An 18,541-nucleotide genomic window follows, 5' to 3' on the forward strand; every position below is an offset into this window, starting at 1 on the left:
GCTTTGTCACGTCCCCAACAGTTTAACCAGAAGGCGAGGAGTGATGACCGATGACCAACCTGGAGTACATCATGAGCCGTCGCAAGACTCCAGTAATCGCCCGCTCGACGGACGGTCGAGTGATTCGAGCGACTCCGATTCACGACCCATCGGAAAACTTTCGGAAGGGCTGGGAACAGACAGGCACGGCTCTACGCAAAGCAATGGACCATTACGGAGCGATGACGCGATAACAGCCGAAGTAGTATCCGAAAACTCAGAAGCATTCGCCCGAATGCTTCAAATTCGGCAAGGTCCGCTTCCTCCAGCCGAGGAACTAGCCCGATACGAGCAAGCCTTCCCTGGAATTGCAGAACGAATTGTATGCATGTCCGAAGGAAGTATCTCTGCTGCGAATGCCGCCACACTATCCGAAGCTGAAGTGAATAACGCAATCGCCTACTCAATCCGCGAAGATGCAAACTCGCATCGCCGCGCTCAATGGATTTTTGCCGCGCTCACCGCAGCCTTGATTGTGGGTGCCGTACTAACTTCCGTCAGTGGCACCAGCGGCACAACCGCATTCGCATTCCTAGCCGCATTAAGCGGCTTAGGAGTCCTACTAGCACCGCGCGCGATGACTAGCTGGAGTAATAAAGACAAAGGCTCCTCACCGCAGGAGTAATCTCGCCGCAGGAAGGCGTTTGTCATGGCTACCGTCTCCTACTACAAAACGAAAAGCGGCCGACGCTGGCAAGTGCAATACACGAAACCAGATGGTTCACGCACCCGCAAACGAGGTTTCTCCACCAAAGCGGAAGCCCAAGCCTGGATAGAAGACCAAGGCGTCGCACAAAGAAAAGGCACGTGGGTAGATCCCGCTCTGTCCAACATCCCCCTATCCGAGCTATGGGATCCATGGATAGCAATCAAGAAAATGCGCCACGGCACCTCAACATGGAAGCCACTAGACTCTGCCTGGCGCACCCACGTCAAACCCCACTGGGGATTAACGCCTATTAACCAAATCACCACCGAGCAGCTACAGACCTGGATAGTAGACCTGTCTGAGAATAAATCCGTCACTATCGTCGAACGCTGCCTAGGCATTATCCGCGGGTTGCTCGACCTCGCCATCACCAACAAACGCCTCACCACAAATCCGGCTACTGCCGTGCACTGCCCGGCGCGGAAGCGGCCGAAGCAGGTGTTCTTGTCTTTGGAGCAGTTGGAGGCCCTGGCGTCGAAGTGCCCGGACGATAAGAAGGCGTTGGTTTGGTTGTTGGGCACGTCTGGTTGCCGTTGGGGCGAGGCTGTGGGTTTGACGGTTGGTGATGTGAATCCTTTGCGGGGCCGTATTTCGGTGACTAAGTCTGCGTCGACTGTCGGTGGCCGGGTTGTGGTTGGAGCGACTAAGGGGCGTCGTGATCGTGTGATTGCTGCGACGCCGGCTGTTTTTGAGCTTTTGGTTCCGCTGATGGCTGGGAAGAGTCCTGATTGCCTGTTGTGGGAGAAGCGTGGTGGTGGGCATTTGACTACGCCGTCGAAGCGGTCGTGGTGGCATTCTGCTGTGGATGCGTGTGTTGCTGAGGACAGTAGTTTTCCTTCTTTGCTTGCTCCCCATGATTTGAGGCATACTGCGGCGTCGTTGCTTATCTCTAATGGGGCTTCTGTAAAGGTCGTTCAGGCTCAGCTTGGGCATGCGAGCGCAAAGGAAACACTGGATATTTACTCTGGTCTTTTTGACGAAGATCTTGATTCAGTGATTGATGCTGTTGGTCGTGCGCAGCGTGCTGCTGGGTCCCGAAGAAAGAACAAGGGTGAGCCAAAAGTGAGCCAAAAAGCCGACTAAACTTCCATATCCTGCATATATACGGTCGTGCCAGAGGTTCGATTCCTCTCTGGGGCACAAATACCCTCGTGACCTTTTACATATAGGGCGCGAGGGTTCTTTGTTTTTCTCACGACCGGCCACTACGCCCCCTCCTGAGAACGCATCACCCAGCAATTTCCAGAAACACTTGTGTTAGGCTTACCTAATCACGTGGCGTGTAGACTTCCGCCAGTACAAAACAGCCCAAGACTTGTTGAAGGACAGTGACAACTATGGCTGGCCTAGCTAAAGCAGCAGCACCGAAGCGTAAGCCCCGTAAGGCACACGAGGCAACAGTTACTGGACGTCGCCAGATTTCCCCAGACCTTGTTCGTTTGAGCATGAACTCGCCTGCATTTGTGGGCAAGGAGCTGGAGTTTACCGACCATTACATCAAATTATTGTTTGTGCCAGAGGACGCTGATTACTCCTGGCCGTTCGATATTGCGAAAATTCGCGCCGAACAGCCGCGAGACAAACTGCCAATCACCCGCACATACACTCTGATTAATGTGGACTCCGAAACCGGCGACTTTGACGTCGACTTCGTCACCCACGGCGATTCCGGCCTGGCTGGACCGTGGGCACGCGTAGCCGAAATCGGAGACAAGCGTGGCTTCTTAGGGCCAGGAGGCGCATGGGGACCTGCAGCAGAATATGAACACTTTGTACTCGCCGGAGACGAGTCCGCAGCGCCAGCTATCAGCGCCGGACTGAAGCACCTCCCAGCAGGCACGACCGCAACCGCATACATCGAAATCGAGTCCGAAGATCGGAAGTTTGAGCTCCCAACCCGAGAGGGTGTGGAAGTCCATTGGGTCCTCCGCAACGGCGCAACCCACGGCACAGAGCTATCCCGCGCAGTGCGCGAGGCGGGCATTCCAGAAGGTAAGAAAACTAGCTGGTTCATCCACGGTGTCGCCGAGATGATCAAGGAATTGCGCCGCTTCCTCTTCGTCGAATCTGAGATCCCGAAGAAAGACGTTTCCATTTCTGGCTACTGGCGTATCGGTATGACCGAAGACCAGTGGCAGTCTTCTAAACGAGAATTCAACGCTGAGGTTGAGGCCGAGGAGGAAAGAGCCAGGGCCTGACGCTTGCTCGAACGTTAGCGCTCGCTACGCCTTTCAACAACGACGCGTTTTCCTGCCAACCAGTCGAATGGGTGCCAGCGGCAAACAGCAACCCAAATCATCAGGACACCAAAAAACAGTTCAACGTTTGGCTCAAAACCCGTAGGCAAGAAAATCAGCGACAATAGGTAACAATTACGTACCGCTGCCCGCCAACCTCTGTGCCAAGAATCGTCTCCTGATTCGAGCTCCGATGTTCCCTCTGGCTGAGCGACTTCGAACGGAGTTGCCCCAGAGTCTGCTTTCCGCGCTGGAACAACGTGTAGCAAAAATGCGCTTTTACCAAACGTCTGTTCACCGCGAGCCTCTGCAACCACGCGCACAAAGAAAAAGACAGCTGGGAATATGACACCATACAAAATCCTGAACTCTGGCGGACTCGGCAGCGCCCAGTTCGCCATGGCTGCTTCCCACGCAAGTTTGCCAAGTGCCATAATGATGGCAACAAAGATTCCTACAAGGAACGAATCCAGTATCCACGCGCCACTGCGCCGAGCGAACAAATCCGCATTACTCTTTACGGGGAATCGATTCGGGGTGCGCCGATACATGGGACACACGCTATCAAAACCACTTATGACTTCACAGACGAATTGCCTTTCCCTACCGCACCCGTTCTGCCACGATTAGAAGCATCCAGTATGCAAATCGAAAAGTTGACTGTATAGTTGCCGGTTGAATCAACCTATCTATTGGGTGTCAGCAACTACCTTGCCAATAACTTGGCAAGTTCCCCTATAGCTGGCACCCCCAGTGGTTTTTCAGGAGACGCCGCCCCAGAAAGCCGAGAATTAAACCACGCGACGCAGGCCCGAGAAGCCCAGAAAGTGAGATGGATGTGAATACGCGAACTCAGCTGTCAGCCGTACAGCACCCTAAACTCACTGCCGTCCGGCGCAAGAACCGCCGGCAGCTGGCGCTGGCCTGCTGCTTCCTCACCTTCGCAGCCACGGCCACCAGCTGCGCCAACAGCGAAAGCGAGGAGGTTGCCGCGACGCAAACCTCGTCGTCAAGCCAACTTACTACGGTGTCGACGACGAGTTCGCCGACGACGACCGGACCAAAGGTTCGAGAAGGCGGTACGCCGCGCATCGGGCAGCTGTGCCCGAACCAGACCGGCGAAATACGAATGAGCGCCAACGGCCAGAATCTTGAATGCGCACAAGTCGGCGAGCAGGAGGTGTGGACGGTGCTGCAGCAAACCCCCGCGAACCCGACATCGCAGCAAATGTGGATCTCCACTACTTCGACGACCTCTGAGCCACAGCCTCAGGAACCTGAGCCGACGACTCCGAGCGAGAGCACAACGGAGACTAGTGAGACGGAGAGCTCGACGACCTCTGATTCTTCCACGCCGCCCGATACTTCAACGACTCCGACTACCTCCGGCGAGCCGACGGAATCGGAATCGGAGCAAGACGAGCAGCCAAGCGAAGATAATCAAGGGCTCACCGGCCTGTTCCGCTAGGTTCGTCTCGGACGGCGAGGTTCGTCGGCTCGGGACTTAGTTAGGTGAGGTGCGCTAGCTCGCCCTAAAACACCAAAATCCGCTGCAAAAATTCTGCAGCGGATTTTTTTATTTACCCAACAGATACGAAGAGACGAGCCTGAACAGATCTGAGCCCGCCACAATGCGGCGGAGCACCCGGGCTCCCCTACTTGCGGTGACGGCGATTGTAGAACGGCGTCGGAACGACGGTGGCGGTAATGTCGGCGCCTTCAACGGTCAGCTCCGTGCCAGTGGAGGACTGCCAACGCTGAACGTATGCAAAACCGATGGGGTGACCCAAAGTCGGCGACACCTTGGCGGAAGTCAGCACGCCAACCTCGTTACCTTCCGCATCAATGAGCTTGGTGCCACGCTTCGGAGCTTCATCACCGGAGAAACGCAGACCAACCAGTAGCTCCTTCGACTGCGGACGATTAATCAGTGCGTTGCGACCAATAAACTGCCCCTTGGTCGGCCCCATGATGGACTTCAGGCCGGCCTCCAGCGGAGTGCGGTCTCGAGTCAGCTCGTATCCATAGAGCGGCATACCGGCCTCAAGACGCAGGGTGTCGCGGCAGGCCAGACCACACGGCAGCAGGCCGAGGTCAGCGCCGTTGTCAGCCGGATCCTCCGGGTTTTCCACCTTGCCACCTGCTGCAATGATTGCACGCCAGACCTCGACGGCGCGGTCAGCCGGCGGGAAGATCTCGAAGCCGTCCTCACCGGTGTAGCCGGTTCGGGCGACAATCATTTCCACACCTGCGACCTCGAGCAGAGTGCAAGAGTAGTAGTTCATGCCATCGAGAGTCGCGTGCAGATCCTGTGGCAACAGACGGCGCAGAAGCTTCGCAGCCTTCGGCCCTTGAATGGCCAGGAGCACATTCTTGTCATTCATGCGCTCAACCTCGACGTTGTAGCCACCAACGCGCTCGCGCAGCGTCGAGTACACATCTTCAGCGGCTGCGGCATTCTGCACCAGCATGAATTCGTGACTACCGAGGCGGTAAATGATGAGGTCATCAATAATGCCGCCGTCTTCCTGCACAATCATGGTGTACTTGGCACGACCCAACGCCAGCGGCTTGATTGCCGAAATCAGGGAGTGTGCAAGGAACGCCGCCGCATCCTCACCAGTGACGCGGATGATACCCATCAGCGACAGGTCGAAAACACCAACGGCCTCACGCACTGCGTTGTGCTCTGCAATTTCCGAAGAGTAGCGGAACGGCACTTCGTAGCCACCAACATTGCGCATTTCTGCGCCAAGGCTTACGTGCTCATCATGCAGGGCGCTACGGAAAGAATTGTTGTTCTCAGAAGCGCCAGAATTGTCAGTCATACACACTCCAATTATTGCGGTGGGGCAAACCAGATTGTTACCTTCCCACCTTATATCTAAGACTCCGTGCTCGCTTCCGCGAGCCCCTGCGGAGCTAGGGCAACAGCCCCCGTCCATTAACTATCATGCACTGATTCGCACACGCTTGACGACGACCCCGCGGCCACCACAAAGGCCCCGCTACCAGTGACGATAACGGGGCCCTTGCATTTGTCAATTCAGTTAATTGAGATTGGCTGAGCTGTTCGGACAGCGTTGCCAGACAAGGACTCAGTGGTTATTAGTGATCAACCGCAGCCTCGGTACCGACACCGGTCAGGGAGCGAACTTCCATCTCAGCTGCCAGGTCATCGAAGTTATCCGGCTTACCCATGAAGGTGGCGATGATGCCAGCCAAGAACGCCAGCGGGATTGCGAGCAGACCCGGCGAGGTCAGCGGGAACCAGGAGAAGTCAACCGACGGAATCATCGAGGACTCGCTGCCAGAAACTGCCGGGGAGAAGATAATCAGAACCAGCGAGGCGATGACACCGGTGTACATGGAGGCAACTGCGCCTGCGGTGTTGAAGCGCTTCCAGAACAGGGACATCAGGATGGTCGGAACGTTTGCGGATGCGGCCACTGCGAAGGCCAGTGACACCAAGAAGGCGACGTTCTGCCCCATGGCCAGGATGCCGAGGATAATGGCGACAACACCCAGCACGATTACGGTAATGCGGGAGACACGAACCTGCTCGGCTTCCGTGGCCTGTCCCTTGCGAATCACGGCCTGGTAGAGGTCCTGGCCGACAGACGCGGAAGCGGTAATTGCCAGACCAGCGACCACTGCCAGCACGGTAGCGAACGCCACTGCGGAAATCACTGCCATGAAGATGGAGCCACCGATTTCGAAGGCCAGCAGCGGAGCTGCAGCGTTGGCTCCGCCCGGGGCGGCGTTGATTCGGTCCGGACCAACAAGTGCGGCGGCGCCGTAACCGAGTACCAGGGTCAACAGGTAGAAACCACCGATGAGGATGATTGCCCAGGTCACGGACTTACGAGCTTCCTTTGCAGTCGGCACCGTGTAGAAGCGCATGAGCACGTGTGGCAGACCAGCGACACCGAGCACCAGCGCCAGGCCCAGAGAGATGAAGTCGAGCTGCTGAACGAAGGAGCCACCGTACTTCAGACCCGGCTCAAGAATGGCGGAGGCTTCGTAGCCCTTCTCGGCGATGTAATCCGAGCTTGCGTGCATGTCCACTGCGTCCTGCAGGAGCTGGGAGAAGTTGCCCTTAACGCCAACCAGGATGATCAGGGTCATGATGATGACAGCACCGACCAGCAGGACGGCCTTAATCATCTGCACGTAAGTCGTGCCCTTCATACCACCGATGAGGACGTAGGCAACCATGATGATGCCGACGACTGCGACAACGATGGACTGCTGAGTGGAGTCGTGGATGTTGAGCAGCACGGCGACCAGGGAACCTGCACCGGCCATCTGCGCGATGAGGTAGAACAGGGTCACCGCGAGGGTCGAGATAGCAGCCGCAGTACGTACCGGGCGCTGCTTAAGACGGAAGGACAGCACGTCGGCCATGGTGAACTTACCGACGTTTCGCAGCGGCTCTGCAACCAACAGCAGCGCGACCAGCCAGGCTACGAAGAAGCCGATGGAGTAAAGGAATCCGTCGTAACCAGTCAGCGCGATGGCGCCGACGATACCGAGGAAGGAAGCCGCCGAGAGGTAGTCACCCGCAATGGCAAGACCGTTTTGGGTACCGGAGAACTGTGCGCCACCGGTGTAAAAGTCTGATGCTCCCTTGTTTCCGCCCTTGCCCACTCGAGTAACGATGAACATGGTCGCAACAATGAAGGCGACGAAGACCGCGATGTTGAGAATCGGGTTACCTGCTGCTGCAGTGTCATCTGCAGCAAAGAAACTAGTCAGCATGCCTATGCCTCCTTCTTTGCGACGATTTCAGCGATTTCTCCGCTTTCCAGTGCCTCGCGCAGCTCTGCCTGCATCGGCTCGAGCTTCTTGTTGGCGAAGTTGATGTACACCCAGGTGATGGCGAAGGTGGTCACGAACTGAAGCAGACCAAGGACGATGCCCAGGTTGATATTGCCTAGTACGGGAGTCGCCATGAGGTCTGGCGCGAACGTCGCAAACAGAACGAATGCGATGTACCACACCAGACCTGCGACGGTCATCGGGATGGCGAAAGAACGGAATGTAGAGCGGAGCTCTTGGAACTGCGCTGAGTTTTGCACGTAGCGGTACTCGGCCGCCTGTGGCTTATGCCGGTCTGCCGGCAAGGGAGTTGCGGACACGGGCTAATCCTTTCCAGGAAGTTATGCAGGTGTTCGTAATGAGGTCCAGCACAGCCACCCCGAGGGTGTGCCATGCACCACATTTTTCATTATGTGTGGAAACAAAGTTACCTGGAACACAGTTAGCAAAGAAGTTAAATGCGGCTAACTACTTCTCAGCGAGCCTTAAGGCACCCCCAAAAACGCCATTACCTGCATACTTAGGCGCCGTTTTTACTACCCCCATTTACGCCGTTGTACTCGTGTTCTCCGCTTCTTCCGGCAATGGCTTACTCTGACGCCACCACCACAGCGCTTCGATAATGCCCGCACCGATGGCTCCCACAATCAGCGCGGGAATCAACAGCTCCCGCCCTACCCAGTACAGATTAAGCACTGTGGCCACTGAACGAACCGAGAAGATGAACAGGTAGGCTCCTGCCGATACCGCCAGCAACAGAACCTTCCACCAGGTGTATGGCCTAGCCACGACCACCAAAACCCAAAATGCCGAAACAATCAGCACAATGAGGGTCGCAGTAGACGCCTCCCCTCGTGCCGCATCGCTGGCGTCGACTCCCGGGTTTGCCCACAACCAAAACATGAAGGTCAACAACCCCACCGTGATGCCCGCCGGTATCGCTAAGCGCAACACGCGCCGTACGAAACCATCGCGCGCACGCTCCAAGTTAGGAGCCAACGACAGCACGAAGGCCGGGATTCCAATCGTGAACCATCCCGTAATGGTCACATGAATCGGCTCGAATGGATAATCCATCCCCCACAGCCCCACAGCCAGCGCCAGCACCACCGAGTAGATGGTCTTCGTCAAAAAGAGGTTGGCCACGCGCTCGATATTGCCAATGACGCGACGCCCCTCCGCCACAATCATCGGCATCACGGCGAAGCGATTATCCAACAGCACCAACTGCGCAACCGAACGTGTCGCCGGCGCCCCATCGCCCATAGCCACGCCCAGGTTCGCCGCTTTTAGCGCCAGCACATCATTGACACCATCACCGGTCATCGCCACATGATGCCCCCGCGACTGCAGCGCATGAACCATATCGCGCTTATTCTCGGCCGTGACACGGCCGAAGATCTGCCGCGACTCCACAATGTCTGCGAACTCGTTGCGGATCTCGGTGGGCTTGGCTTCGCTATTCTCATCGCGGCTGACCGGAAGCTCAGACGCATCGACAGGATTGTTAGCCCCCTCCATTTCCAGCTCACGTGCAACAGCCCCCACGGAGCGGTCATTGTCACCAGAAATGACCTTGACCTCGACGCCTTCTTCATAGAAGTAGGCCACCGTGTCCGCCGCATCTGAACGCACCTTCTGCCCCAGCACGACAAGTGCGACTGGCTCCAACTCCACCTCGCCACTCTTCCGCAGCGCACCGCCGGGCAGGTCATCTGCCCCAACTGATGTCCGCGCGAGCAGGAGCACACGAAGTCCTTCCTCCATAAGCTGCCGAGCTTTCTGCATGCCGACCGCGGAGTCGTCGACAAGCACATCGGGCGCGCCGAAAACCCACGTCGCACCGCCGTGATACGTCAGCGCCGACCACTTATTCGCCGAGGCAAAGGGGCGGGTTCTGGCTTGTTCATGCTTTACGACGTCCCCTGCGTCCGCAAGCCCATCGAGCAGTGCACGAGCCGTTGCGTTGGGACGATCGTCGAGCTTGCACAGATCGATGAGTGCGGAGTCGACCTCATCGCGGGAGGTACCGTCACCCGATACGATGTCGACTTCCACTAGCTGCATCGCATTTTCGGTGAGCGTGCCAGTTTTGTCGACACACACGGTGTCGACACGCGCGAGACCTTCGATGGCGGGCAACTCATTGACCAGCACTCGATGTCGCCCCAAGCGCACCACCCCAAGGGCAAATGCGATGGTGGTCATGAGGACAAGCCCCTCAGGGACCATGGGCACCAGCGTGGCGACCATCCCCAGCAGCGCATCGTTGAAATCATCGCCGGCGACAAAGAGCTGCGTATAGATTGCCAGGGCGCCGACGGGAATGAGAATCCAGGAAATGTAGGTCAGGATCTTGTTGATGCCGCGGAAGAGCTGGGAATCAGTCAGCGTGAATTTGTTGGCCTCAGCTGCGAGCTTGGCGGCGTAAGCCTCCTTGCCCACTTTGGTGGCCTGATATCGCGCCGACCCCACCACGACCGAGGAACCCGAGTAGACCATGTCCCCAACGCTCTTATCGACGGCATCGGATTCACCGGTGAGAGAGGACTCATCGACAGCCACGTCAGAGGCGTAGCGGAGAATACCATCAACGACGATTTGGTCACCGGGACCAACCTCGATGAGATCGTCGAGGACGACGGACTCGCGGTCGATCTCGCGAGCAGGCTCCCTGTCGCGAATGACCATGGGTTTTGCACGGCCGACAATGGAAAGCTTGTCCAGTGTGCGCTTGGCACGCAGTTCTTGGATGATGCCGACGATAGAGTTGGCGATAATCAGCAGACCAAAGGCACCGTTGACGATTGAGCCGGTATAGAGCACGACTGCGAATAAAACAGCGAGAATACCGTTAATCCGGGTAAACACATTGGCACGGATAATGTCCCACACACTGCGCCCGGATGTTGGCGGCAGCTCGTTGACGTGCCCCAACTCGATGCGTTGCTGGACCTGCTGTTGAGTAAGACCACTGTCGGGAGTTTTCCACGAGCCCATGCCTGCCTACCCTATTCGCCTAATTGCTGAACCTATTCGACCTATTTGCCAATGAAATTTGGTTCGCGCTTTTCGGCTCGCGCCTTCGATGCCTCCGCAGCATCCTCGGAAGCCCACACCGTGTCGTAGAGCTCCTGCTGGTAGTCCTTCAACGGGCTATGTGTCTCATCGTCGTTGAGCACTGCCTTGTGGTAGGCCAGCGACAGGGGCGCGTAGGTGGCGATACGAAGCGCTACCTCCTCCGCCTTGTCCGGACCACCGAGGTAGGAAGCCAGACCACAACCGCGGGCGGCTTCCTGATCCATGCGCTCGGCCGCCAACAAAATAGTGCGGGCGCGGGCACCGCCGACGAGTACGCGTACACGGCGAATTGTCCAGGCATCGACAGCGATACCGAGCTTGACCGGCGGAATCATAAACCAGCCGCGCTCACCCACGACGCGCAAATCGGCCGCCATCGCCAGCTGCATACCAGCCCCGACAGCCGGCCCCTGCACATCCGCTATAACCACCAGACGGCTGGCCTCGATTGTGCGCAGCATTCGACGGAGCTGTTCGTGGAAGGAATCTTCATGGTGCTGGCCACTCAGGTCAGCACCAGCGCAGAAAGCACGACCTTCGCCGCGCAGCAGGATAACGCGCTGCTCTGGAACCTCAGCGGCAGCTTCCACCGCATCGGCGATGTCACGACACACGTCGGCAGTCAAGGAGTTGCGCTTATGATCTCGGTCGATGGTGATAGTGACAATTGCGCCGTCGGCTTCGACGCGGATTTCAGATGCTGGGTTCGTCATAGCATTTAGGCTACCCGCGAAATACCAATAGTGATGGGGCTATAAGCAAATCTAAATTCGCTTATTCGTTGCCGAATACCCGCGGGTCGCCGCTCAGGCGCCCGTCGGCACGCGCCATCGACGCAATCGTTTCCATGTCCTCGTCGGTGAGTTCAAAGTCGGTGACCTGAAAGTTCTCCTTGATGCGCGACGGCGTGCCCGACTTCGGGATGGCCACGATACCACGCTGAAGGTGCCAGCGGATAGCAACTTGGGCGGGAGTTTTACCCAGGCGATCTGCGATTTCAGCAATCGACGAGCCCTCAAAGTACTTCGCGCGCCCCAGCGGCGACCAAGCCTGCGTGACGATACCGCGACGGCGATCGTCTTCAACCTGCTCATTCTGCGGGAACTGCGGATGCAGCTCAATCTGGTTGACCACCGGAGTCTCCGAGAGCTGGTCGAGCACCTCTGGGTAAAAGTTCGCCACACCAACCGAGCGAATCAGCCCCTCACGCTTGAGCTCCAGCAGCGTATCGAAACACTGCCCAAACGCCCCCTGCTTCTCCACCGGCCAGTGCACAAGCACCAGGTCAACGTAGTCAAGGCCGAGCCGTTCTAAAGATGCCCGCACGGACTCGCGCGTCGCCGCCGACCCCTGCGCATCGTTCCAGACCTTCGTGGTCACGAAGATATCTTCACGCTTTACGACGTTCGCAGCGACCGCATCAGCAATACCCTGCCCCACCCCTCGCTCATTGCGATAGAGCGATGCGGTGTCGATGTGGCGGTAGCCGACTTCCAGGGCGTAGCGCACGGATTCGCGCGCCTGCTCATCGTCGAGCTTGTAGGTACCGAACCCCAGAATCGGGATGGCGTTGCCATCGACCATTTCCACGTTGGCAATTCCGGTTGTCGCTGCATCGTACTTCAGATTGAGTGTGGTCATGCCAACCGAGTGTACGGACTGAAAGTTTTTTAGATTTTTTCTACCCCGCTGACCTGCGGTTTAGAAAGGTGAGTGCGCTTCATTTTGTTGTAAACAGTTGACGCAGCGTTGTGTTTATACAACACTTTGGAGTGTGTCCCCAAAGATTAAACCCAAAGAACCGATATTCAACAGAATTTCAGTGCTGCGGGCAGAACACGGACTCAGCCGAGCCGAACTAGCCAAACAAGTAGAGGTCAATCCTCAAACGATTGGCGCGTTGGAGCGAGGTGACCACTACCCCAGCTTGGATCTGGCATTTCGCATCTGCGCGGTGTTCGATCTCCCCGTTGAGGCGGTGTTCTCTCGCGAGGAATTCAAGCCCATGTCCTCTGCCCTATACCGAAAGGAAAGCTAACGATGCCAGCTATTCGGACTGAAAACGCAACACCGAACTTTTTCGAAAAGCTAGAAGCCCGGCGCGAAGCGAAGTACACAAAGCGTGTCGAGCAGATGTCGAGCTGGTTGCCCAAGTGGCGCAACCAGGCGGCGCGGCGGAAGCTGGTCATCGCATTCGAGGTATGCCTTGTGCTGATGCTGCTGAGCGGCATCGCGCTTCTCGGTAGTCTGACCGATATTTTCCCGGGATGGCTTTCTCTGCTCTGGCCAGTGATTTCCCTCATTATGGTCATCGTCTGGACCAGCCTCAACATCACAGTCGACATGGTTGACAGCGCACCGACCTCGCTACTGGACGAATACCAGCAGGAACAGATTCTGAACCTGCGGGGGCTGACATATCGCTGCTTCACCTACTTCGGCTTGGTGACCTTCCTCGCTCTCGTTCTGGTGGGCACCTATGTCCTGAACGCGCAACCTGACTGGGGACACTACATTCCGTACAGCTTCGGAATCTTCGGAATTATCGCTTTCCTCTACATTTCCACGCTGCCCACCGTCGTCTACGCCTGGAATCTGCGCGACGACTAGTACGGGCTCAAAAACTCATATCCCTCCTCTGCCCTTCACTCCTCAATCTAAGGATCACCATGAACAGCCTCATTATTGACGGGCTTGAGAAGTCCTACGGAGACCTGCAGGTTCTCCGTGGCATGAGCTTCCAAGTTCACCCTGGAGAAATCTACGGCTTCGTCGGCTCTAACGGTGCCGGCAAGACCACCACTATGCGCATTGCCCTGGGCGTGCTGGCCACCGATAAAGGCGAGGTACGCATCGGCGATACCCCGATGAATGACTCGCTGCGCCGCACGATTGGCTACATGCCAGAAGAACGCGGCCTCTACCCCAAGGCTGAAGTCCGCAAGCAGCTGATTTACTTTGCTCGCCTACACGGTGTGCCCACCAAGCGCGCGGAATCCAATGCCGACAACTTGTTGGAGCGCCTCGGTCTCACCGAGCGTGCCAACGACAAGGTCGACACGCTCTCGCTCGGCAATCAGCAGCGCGTGCAGCTGGCAGCCTCCCTCGTCCACGACCCAGAAATACTAGTCCTCGACGAGCCCTTCTCTGGTCTCGACCCAGTTGCGGTCAAGGTGATGAGCTCCGTACTCAAGGAGTACGCCGACCGCGGCACCCCGATTGTGTTCTCTTCCCACCAGCTCGACCTTGTCGAGCGCATGTGTGACCGCGTCGGCATCATCCGCGACGGCCGCATGCTCGTGGAAGGCACTGTTGATGAGCTGCGAGCACGGGGCCCACGGGCTTTCGTCGTCAAGCTCGATGGTGCGCCCCAGGATTGGGCGACCTCCGTCGAGGGCGTGACAAGCGTGGAGCGTGATACCCATGGTGCCACCGTCGTTCACCTCGATTCCAACGCCCCCGCCGACACCGACCAGAAGCTGCTACACAGCGCGATGGCAGCGGGAACGGTCCGTTCGTTTGGACCTCTGCAAATTCCACTTACCGAGCTCTACCAGGAGGCCGTACAGCAATGAGCACCAACACTTACAACGCCTCAACGGCCGTCAAGACTGTTTTCGTCCGCGAACTCCGCGAGCATCTGCTGAAGAAAAGCTCGCTAATCACGCTCATCATCATGGCAGTGGCGGCCGTCGGCGGTATCTTCGTTGCCGACTACATGACCTCCAAGTCCGATAATGACACCGTAAAAATCGCGGTCGTCGGAGAAGCGCCGTTCGCGGACTCTCTCGCCGACGCCACCGCCGAAATAAAGGATGCTGAAGGCGCGGATGCCGCAGCCGGCGCATTTGCCACAGCATCGCTCTCACCGTTGGAGATTACGTCCGCGGCAGACGACAAGGCCGCTCGCGCTGCCGTCACCGACGGCGACGCCGACGCCGCTCTCGTCCCCGACACCGCAGAAGGCAAGGAGGGCTCGTGGAAGCTGCTTGCCGACGACGCCCCATCCTGGCTGGCCCCAATGCTGCAGGAATCGCTGCAGAAACAAAATGAAGCCATGCTGCTCAGCGAAAACGGAATCAACCCCAGCGAGTTTTTCTCCAAGACTCAAAGCGCAGCCGTGTCGGTGGAGTCCCTGGATGAAGCCAAAGACGAGAAGATGCCCGCAGTGGTCATCACACTGATTGGTGTGATGGTCATGATGACCGCCATCCTCGTCTTCGGCGGCGCGGTGGCCACCAGCGTCATCGAGGAGAAGTCCTCCCGCGTCATCGAGATCATTCTCTCGACAGTTCGCCCGGCGCACCTGCTGGCCGGCAAGATCCTCGGCGCCGGTCTGGCTGGCATCATCATGATGAGCGTGCTGACCGCCAGCGCCGCAGTTGCCCTCATGATTACCGGATTGGCGGAGAGCTTCGATGTGCCGTGGTCCGCAGTCTGGCTGCTGGTCCCGTGCTTCATCCTCGGTTACTTCTTCTTCGCCGCGCTGTATGCAGCCTCCGCATCCTTGGTCAGCCGTATGGAAGATTTCCAGGGCGCACAGATGCCGGTACTGGTGTTCTCGCTGATCACGATGTATGTTCCGCTGTTTGGCTGGAGCAAGCTGGACTCTACCGTCATGCAGATTGCAGCGTGGATTCCACCGGTTTCCATCACCACTGCCCCGATGCAGTACGCCGTTGGCAACTTCTCCGCACTCCAGTTGGCGGCTTCGCTGCTAATCATGGTTGTGGGAGTAGCCGCAGTCATCGCACTCGCCGCCTGGATCTACCCGCGCAATGTCCTGCGCACCGGTGCCGCGGTCAGCTGGAAGAAGGCTCTGACAGCCAAGAGCTAGCCCCAGCCCTGCCCAAAAGAGCGTGGCTCCTTCGGCCACGGTCACCTAAAACCGAATAATCGTCAATCGCGTAGTTTGCTCAGCGCACCTTATAGACCATGGTCCGCCGCAAACTGCGCGATTTTTCCTGTCTCGCCATAGGAGGTCTGCGCCCCCACGCCTGTCGCCGCATGAGCCGAGACCACCGCCGCAAGACGAGCTGCCGTCACCACATCATCGCCCGCGGCCAACGCGGTGAGGACCGTACCCATGTACGCATCACCGCAGCCCGTGGTGTCCACGACCTCGATGGGCAGCGCTGGAATGCGAGTGACTGCCACCTCGCTTTCCGACGTCCTCAAGACCGCAGACCCCTCCCCGCCAAGTGTGACAATGGCCGTGGAAATCCCGTGTTCGTCGGCAAGCGCGCGCCCAACCGCATCCCACTGACCGTGCTCGCAACCGGCGACCGCGCGCTCGGAGCCGATGATGGCTGCGAGTTCGTGCTCGTTGACAATGAGGACATCGACCAGCGCGAGCAGATCCTCACTGACCGCCCGAATCGGCGACAGGTTGAACACCACCGGCACACCCGCATCGTGGGCAATCTGTGCGGCGGCCAGGACAGCCTCATCACAAATCTCCAGACACAGACCGAGGCACCCAGCCCGCTGAATCTTGTCCGCATGACTGCGCACCATCTCAGCATCGACTTCACCATTGGCGCCAGCGGAGATGACAATGAAATTCTCCGCCGCATCATCAACGACAATCATGGCTGTACCAGTGGCAGAGTCGACGGTCTCAACTGCAGAGATGTCCACGTGAGCGTCGGTAAGCGCGTCGCGCAGCAACTGCGCATTGGGATCCGAACCGACCGCGCCGACCAGTTCCACGGCCGCGCCCAGTCTTCCAGCCGTCGCCGCCTGATTCGCCGACTTACCGCCCGGCAGAATGCGCAGAGGACTGCCCTCGATAGTCTCGCCACCATGCGGCAGGCGCTTCACGGTGACAGTCAGGTCTGCGTTGATGGAACCGACGACACATACGTTTGGCCTCTGTTCAGCCAGCTCGGTGAGGCGCTCAGTAATCGGCATTGGTTCGACTCCTCGGTAGTGCGGACACGTTTTTTCCGACAATAGCGCTACCCCTTTCCGCCCACCATCAACTAAGCCGGTTTACCCCTTGTTTACTACCGTGGAGGTATGGCTAGAATCAGCGCCCAACAAGTAATAGATACCGTCCTCGACCACGGAAGTTTCACCTCCTGGGACGGCGCGCCCGAGCATGGCAACATCGACGAGTCCTACCGCGGCACACTGTCCCGAGCCTCTGAGAAAACCGGTCTCGATGAGGCCGTTATCACCGGTGAAGGCACCGTCGGCGGCAAGCGCGTCGCCGTCATCTGTTCTGAGTTCGGCTTCCTCGGCGGTTCTATCGGCGCCGCAACCGCTCGTCGTATTATTCGCAGCATCGAGCGCGCGACTGCGGAGCAGCTGCCCCTGTTGCTCTCCCCGACCTCGGGCGGCACTCGCATGCAGGAGGGCACTGCGGCGTTCGCGCTCATGATCTCTATTACCACCGCAGTGGCGCGCCACAAGGATTCTCACTTGCCATTCCTGGTGTACCTGCGCAATCCCACCACCGGTGGTGTCATGGCGTCGTGGGGGTCGGCAGGCCACTTCACCTTCGCAGAGCCCGGCGCACTTCTCGGCTTCCTCGGCCCGCGCGTCGTCGAGCTGGCTACCGGCGAACCCATGCCCGAAGGCGTTCAGACCTCCGAGAACCTGTTCAAGCAGGGCATTATCGACGGCATCATTCCGCTCGAAGGTCTGCGCGGCGCTGTCCGCCGCACCATCGACGTGCTTGCCGACGGAGACCCCAGCGAACCCACCCCACCGCCAGTAGCAGCCATTGATGGTCGCGATACCTGGGAAGCTATCCTGCGCACCCGCGATACTTCTCGTCCAGGTGGCGGCGACATTATCGATGCCCTTGTCGACTGCTCCGTGCCGATTTCCGGCACTGGCGATGGCCACAAGTCGCTGTCGGTTCGGGCTCGCCTGGCGCGGATTGGTGAGCGGCCGGTGATTCTGGTCGCCCAGGATCGCCATAACCAGCCGCCGCTGGGCACGCATCCAATGGGGCCGGGCTCACTGCGTTTTGCCCGCCGTGCGATGCGCATCGCGGAAAGCCTGAACATTCCGCTGGTCACGGTCATTGACACCCCAGGCGCTGAGTTGACCAAGGACGCCGAGGAAAATGCCATGGCCGGCGAGATTGCCCGCACCTTGACCACGCTGGTGAACTTGAAGGTTCCGACCGTGTCACTCATTCTCGGCCAGGGCTGCGGTGGCGGTGCGCTGGCCATGCTGCCCTCTGACCGCGTGCTGGCAATGCACGATGCCTGGATGTCTCCGTTGCCGCCGGAGGGTGCTTCGGCGATTATCTACCGAGACACCGAGCATGCCCCGGAAATGATGGAGGAGCAGGGCGTTGGCGCCGAGGCCATGCTGAAGACCGGGGTCATCGACGAGATTGTGGCCGAACCTGAGAATCCGGCCGAACTGCCCCGCCGTGCTCTGAGTGCTATCGAGCACGCCCTCTGGGAGCTAGAGAAGAATCCGGCTCGCGTTGGCCGTGAGCAGCGTTTCGACCACTACCGTCGCTTCGCGCTGAGCGAGTAAGGGGGCTGGGGCCTGGTGTGGGGCTGGCGTGGGGCTGGTTTGGGCCTTCAGCCCCCACCCCAACCTCAGAAAGCAAGAAAGTGACTGAGTTTATGACACTTTTGGGCAATTCTTCACGCGGTAGGGTCAGGCGGTCATTGCATCATGGATA

18 protein-coding genes and 1 pseudogene are annotated in these 18,541 nt (G+C 58.3%); 11 read left to right on the forward strand and 8 right to left on the reverse strand.

Features of this window, described 5'->3' with window-relative positions:
• Nucleotides 1–50 precede the first annotated feature (50 nt).
• The 5 genes and pseudogenes from HMPREF3053_RS11090 to HMPREF3053_RS07735 all read left to right on the forward strand — a co-directional run bounded on the left by HMPREF3053_RS11090 (nt 51) and on the right by HMPREF3053_RS07735 (nt 2,946).
• Complete coding sequence (locus tag HMPREF3053_RS11090; protein ID WP_053412745.1) at nt 51–233, forward strand: hypothetical protein; 183 nt, start codon at nt 51–53, stop codon at nt 231–233.
• A gap of 41 nt (nt 234–274) precedes the next feature.
• Nucleotides 275–367: pseudogene (locus HMPREF3053_RS11290) on the forward strand (DUF2335 domain-containing protein); the annotation flags it as partial.
• Nucleotides 368–664, forward strand: a complete 297-nt coding sequence (locus HMPREF3053_RS11095) for a hypothetical protein (RefSeq protein ID WP_070834205.1) — start codon at nt 368–370, stop codon at nt 662–664.
• Between the two features lie 24 nt (nt 665–688).
• On the forward strand, nt 689–1,831 hold the full coding sequence (locus tag HMPREF3053_RS07730) for a tyrosine-type recombinase/integrase (protein ID WP_070767537.1): 1,143 nt from the start codon (nt 689–691) through the stop codon (nt 1,829–1,831).
• Between the two features lie 254 nt (nt 1,832–2,085).
• A complete protein-coding gene (locus HMPREF3053_RS07735) occupies nt 2,086–2,946 on the forward strand; it encodes a siderophore-interacting protein (RefSeq protein WP_016423293.1) in 861 nt (286 codons plus the stop codon).
• A 14-nt stretch (nt 2,947–2,960) separates the two neighbouring features.
• Here the strand turns inward: HMPREF3053_RS07735 and HMPREF3053_RS07740 are convergent, their stop codons facing one another.
• Complete coding sequence (locus tag HMPREF3053_RS07740) at nt 2,961–3,536, reverse strand: RDD family protein (RefSeq protein ID WP_070545928.1); 576 nt, start codon at nt 3,534–3,536, stop codon at nt 2,961–2,963.
• 281 nt (nt 3,537–3,817) lie between these two features.
• Between HMPREF3053_RS07740 and HMPREF3053_RS07745 the strand changes: the two genes are divergently transcribed.
• The gene (locus tag HMPREF3053_RS07745) at nt 3,818–4,453 is read left to right on the forward strand and encodes a hypothetical protein (protein WP_070767538.1); all 636 of its coding nucleotides are present in this window, start codon (nt 3,818–3,820) and stop codon (nt 4,451–4,453) included.
• 187 nt (nt 4,454–4,640) lie between these two features.
• Here HMPREF3053_RS07745 and gcvT read toward each other — a convergent pair whose 3' ends face one another.
• From gcvT to HMPREF3053_RS07775, 6 genes are all read right to left on the reverse strand, one after another.
• Nucleotides 4,641–5,813 (reverse strand): glycine cleavage system aminomethyltransferase GcvT, encoded by a 1,173-nt coding sequence (gene gcvT / locus HMPREF3053_RS07750; protein WP_016423296.1) that lies wholly within the window; start codon nt 5,811–5,813, stop codon nt 4,641–4,643.
• 280 nt (nt 5,814–6,093) lie between these two features.
• Nucleotides 6,094–7,746 carry a solute symporter family protein gene (locus tag HMPREF3053_RS07755; protein WP_070767539.1) on the reverse strand — a complete coding sequence of 551 codons (1,653 nt, stop codon included), beginning with the start codon at nt 7,744–7,746 and terminating at the stop codon, nt 6,094–6,096.
• Between the two features lie 2 nt (nt 7,747–7,748).
• On the reverse strand, nt 7,749–8,126 hold the full coding sequence (locus HMPREF3053_RS07760; protein WP_016423298.1) for a DUF485 domain-containing protein: 378 nt from the start codon (nt 8,124–8,126) through the stop codon (nt 7,749–7,751).
• 226 nt (nt 8,127–8,352) lie between these two features.
• Complete coding sequence (locus HMPREF3053_RS07765; RefSeq protein WP_070767540.1) at nt 8,353–10,806, reverse strand: HAD-IC family P-type ATPase; 2,454 nt, start codon at nt 10,804–10,806, stop codon at nt 8,353–8,355.
• A gap of 41 nt (nt 10,807–10,847) precedes the next feature.
• Entirely contained in the window at nt 10,848–11,600 is a 753-nt protein-coding gene (locus HMPREF3053_RS07770) for an enoyl-CoA hydratase (protein ID WP_048733677.1), read from the reverse strand.
• 61 nt (nt 11,601–11,661) lie between these two features.
• Complete coding sequence (locus HMPREF3053_RS07775) at nt 11,662–12,528, reverse strand: aldo/keto reductase (protein WP_070767541.1); 867 nt, start codon at nt 12,526–12,528, stop codon at nt 11,662–11,664.
• 133 nt (nt 12,529–12,661) lie between these two features.
• Between HMPREF3053_RS07775 and HMPREF3053_RS07780 the strand changes: the two genes are divergently transcribed.
• Genes HMPREF3053_RS07780 through HMPREF3053_RS07795 form a run of 4 tightly spaced genes read left to right on the forward strand, consistent with a single transcriptional unit; the run spans nt 12,662 to nt 15,724 of the window.
• A complete protein-coding gene (locus HMPREF3053_RS07780) occupies nt 12,662–12,925 on the forward strand; it encodes a helix-turn-helix transcriptional regulator (RefSeq protein WP_042388879.1) in 264 nt (87 codons plus the stop codon).
• A 2-nt stretch (nt 12,926–12,927) separates the two neighbouring features.
• The gene (locus HMPREF3053_RS07785; protein WP_070767542.1) at nt 12,928–13,497 is read left to right on the forward strand and encodes a hypothetical protein; all 570 of its coding nucleotides are present in this window, start codon (nt 12,928–12,930) and stop codon (nt 13,495–13,497) included.
• A 59-nt stretch (nt 13,498–13,556) separates the two neighbouring features.
• Entirely contained in the window at nt 13,557–14,462 is a 906-nt protein-coding gene (locus tag HMPREF3053_RS07790) for an ABC transporter ATP-binding protein (RefSeq protein WP_069359659.1), read from the forward strand.
• Complete coding sequence (locus tag HMPREF3053_RS07795) at nt 14,459–15,724, forward strand: ABC transporter permease (protein ID WP_016423304.1); 1,266 nt, start codon at nt 14,459–14,461, stop codon at nt 15,722–15,724. Before HMPREF3053_RS07790 ends, HMPREF3053_RS07795 begins: the two co-directional genes overlap by 4 nt.
• Nucleotides 15,725–15,813: 89 nt before the next feature.
• On the opposite strand, the gene HMPREF3053_RS07800 is transcribed toward HMPREF3053_RS07795, so the two are convergent.
• A complete protein-coding gene (locus tag HMPREF3053_RS07800) occupies nt 15,814–16,800 on the reverse strand; it encodes a ribokinase (protein ID WP_016423305.1) in 987 nt (328 codons plus the stop codon).
• Nucleotides 16,801–16,908: 108 nt separating this feature from the next.
• Here HMPREF3053_RS07800 and HMPREF3053_RS07805 point away from each other — a divergent pair, with 108 nt between their 5' ends.
• Nucleotides 16,909–18,390 carry a carboxyl transferase domain-containing protein gene (locus tag HMPREF3053_RS07805; protein WP_049189720.1) on the forward strand — a complete coding sequence of 494 codons (1,482 nt, stop codon included), beginning with the start codon at nt 16,909–16,911 and terminating at the stop codon, nt 18,388–18,390.
• The last annotated feature ends 151 nt before the right edge of the window (nt 18,391–18,541 follow it).

Source organism: Corynebacterium sp. HMSC064E07, from assembly GCF_001815745.1.
Taxonomy (GTDB): Bacteria; Actinomycetota; Actinomycetes; order Mycobacteriales; family Mycobacteriaceae; genus Corynebacterium; species Corynebacterium jeikeium_D.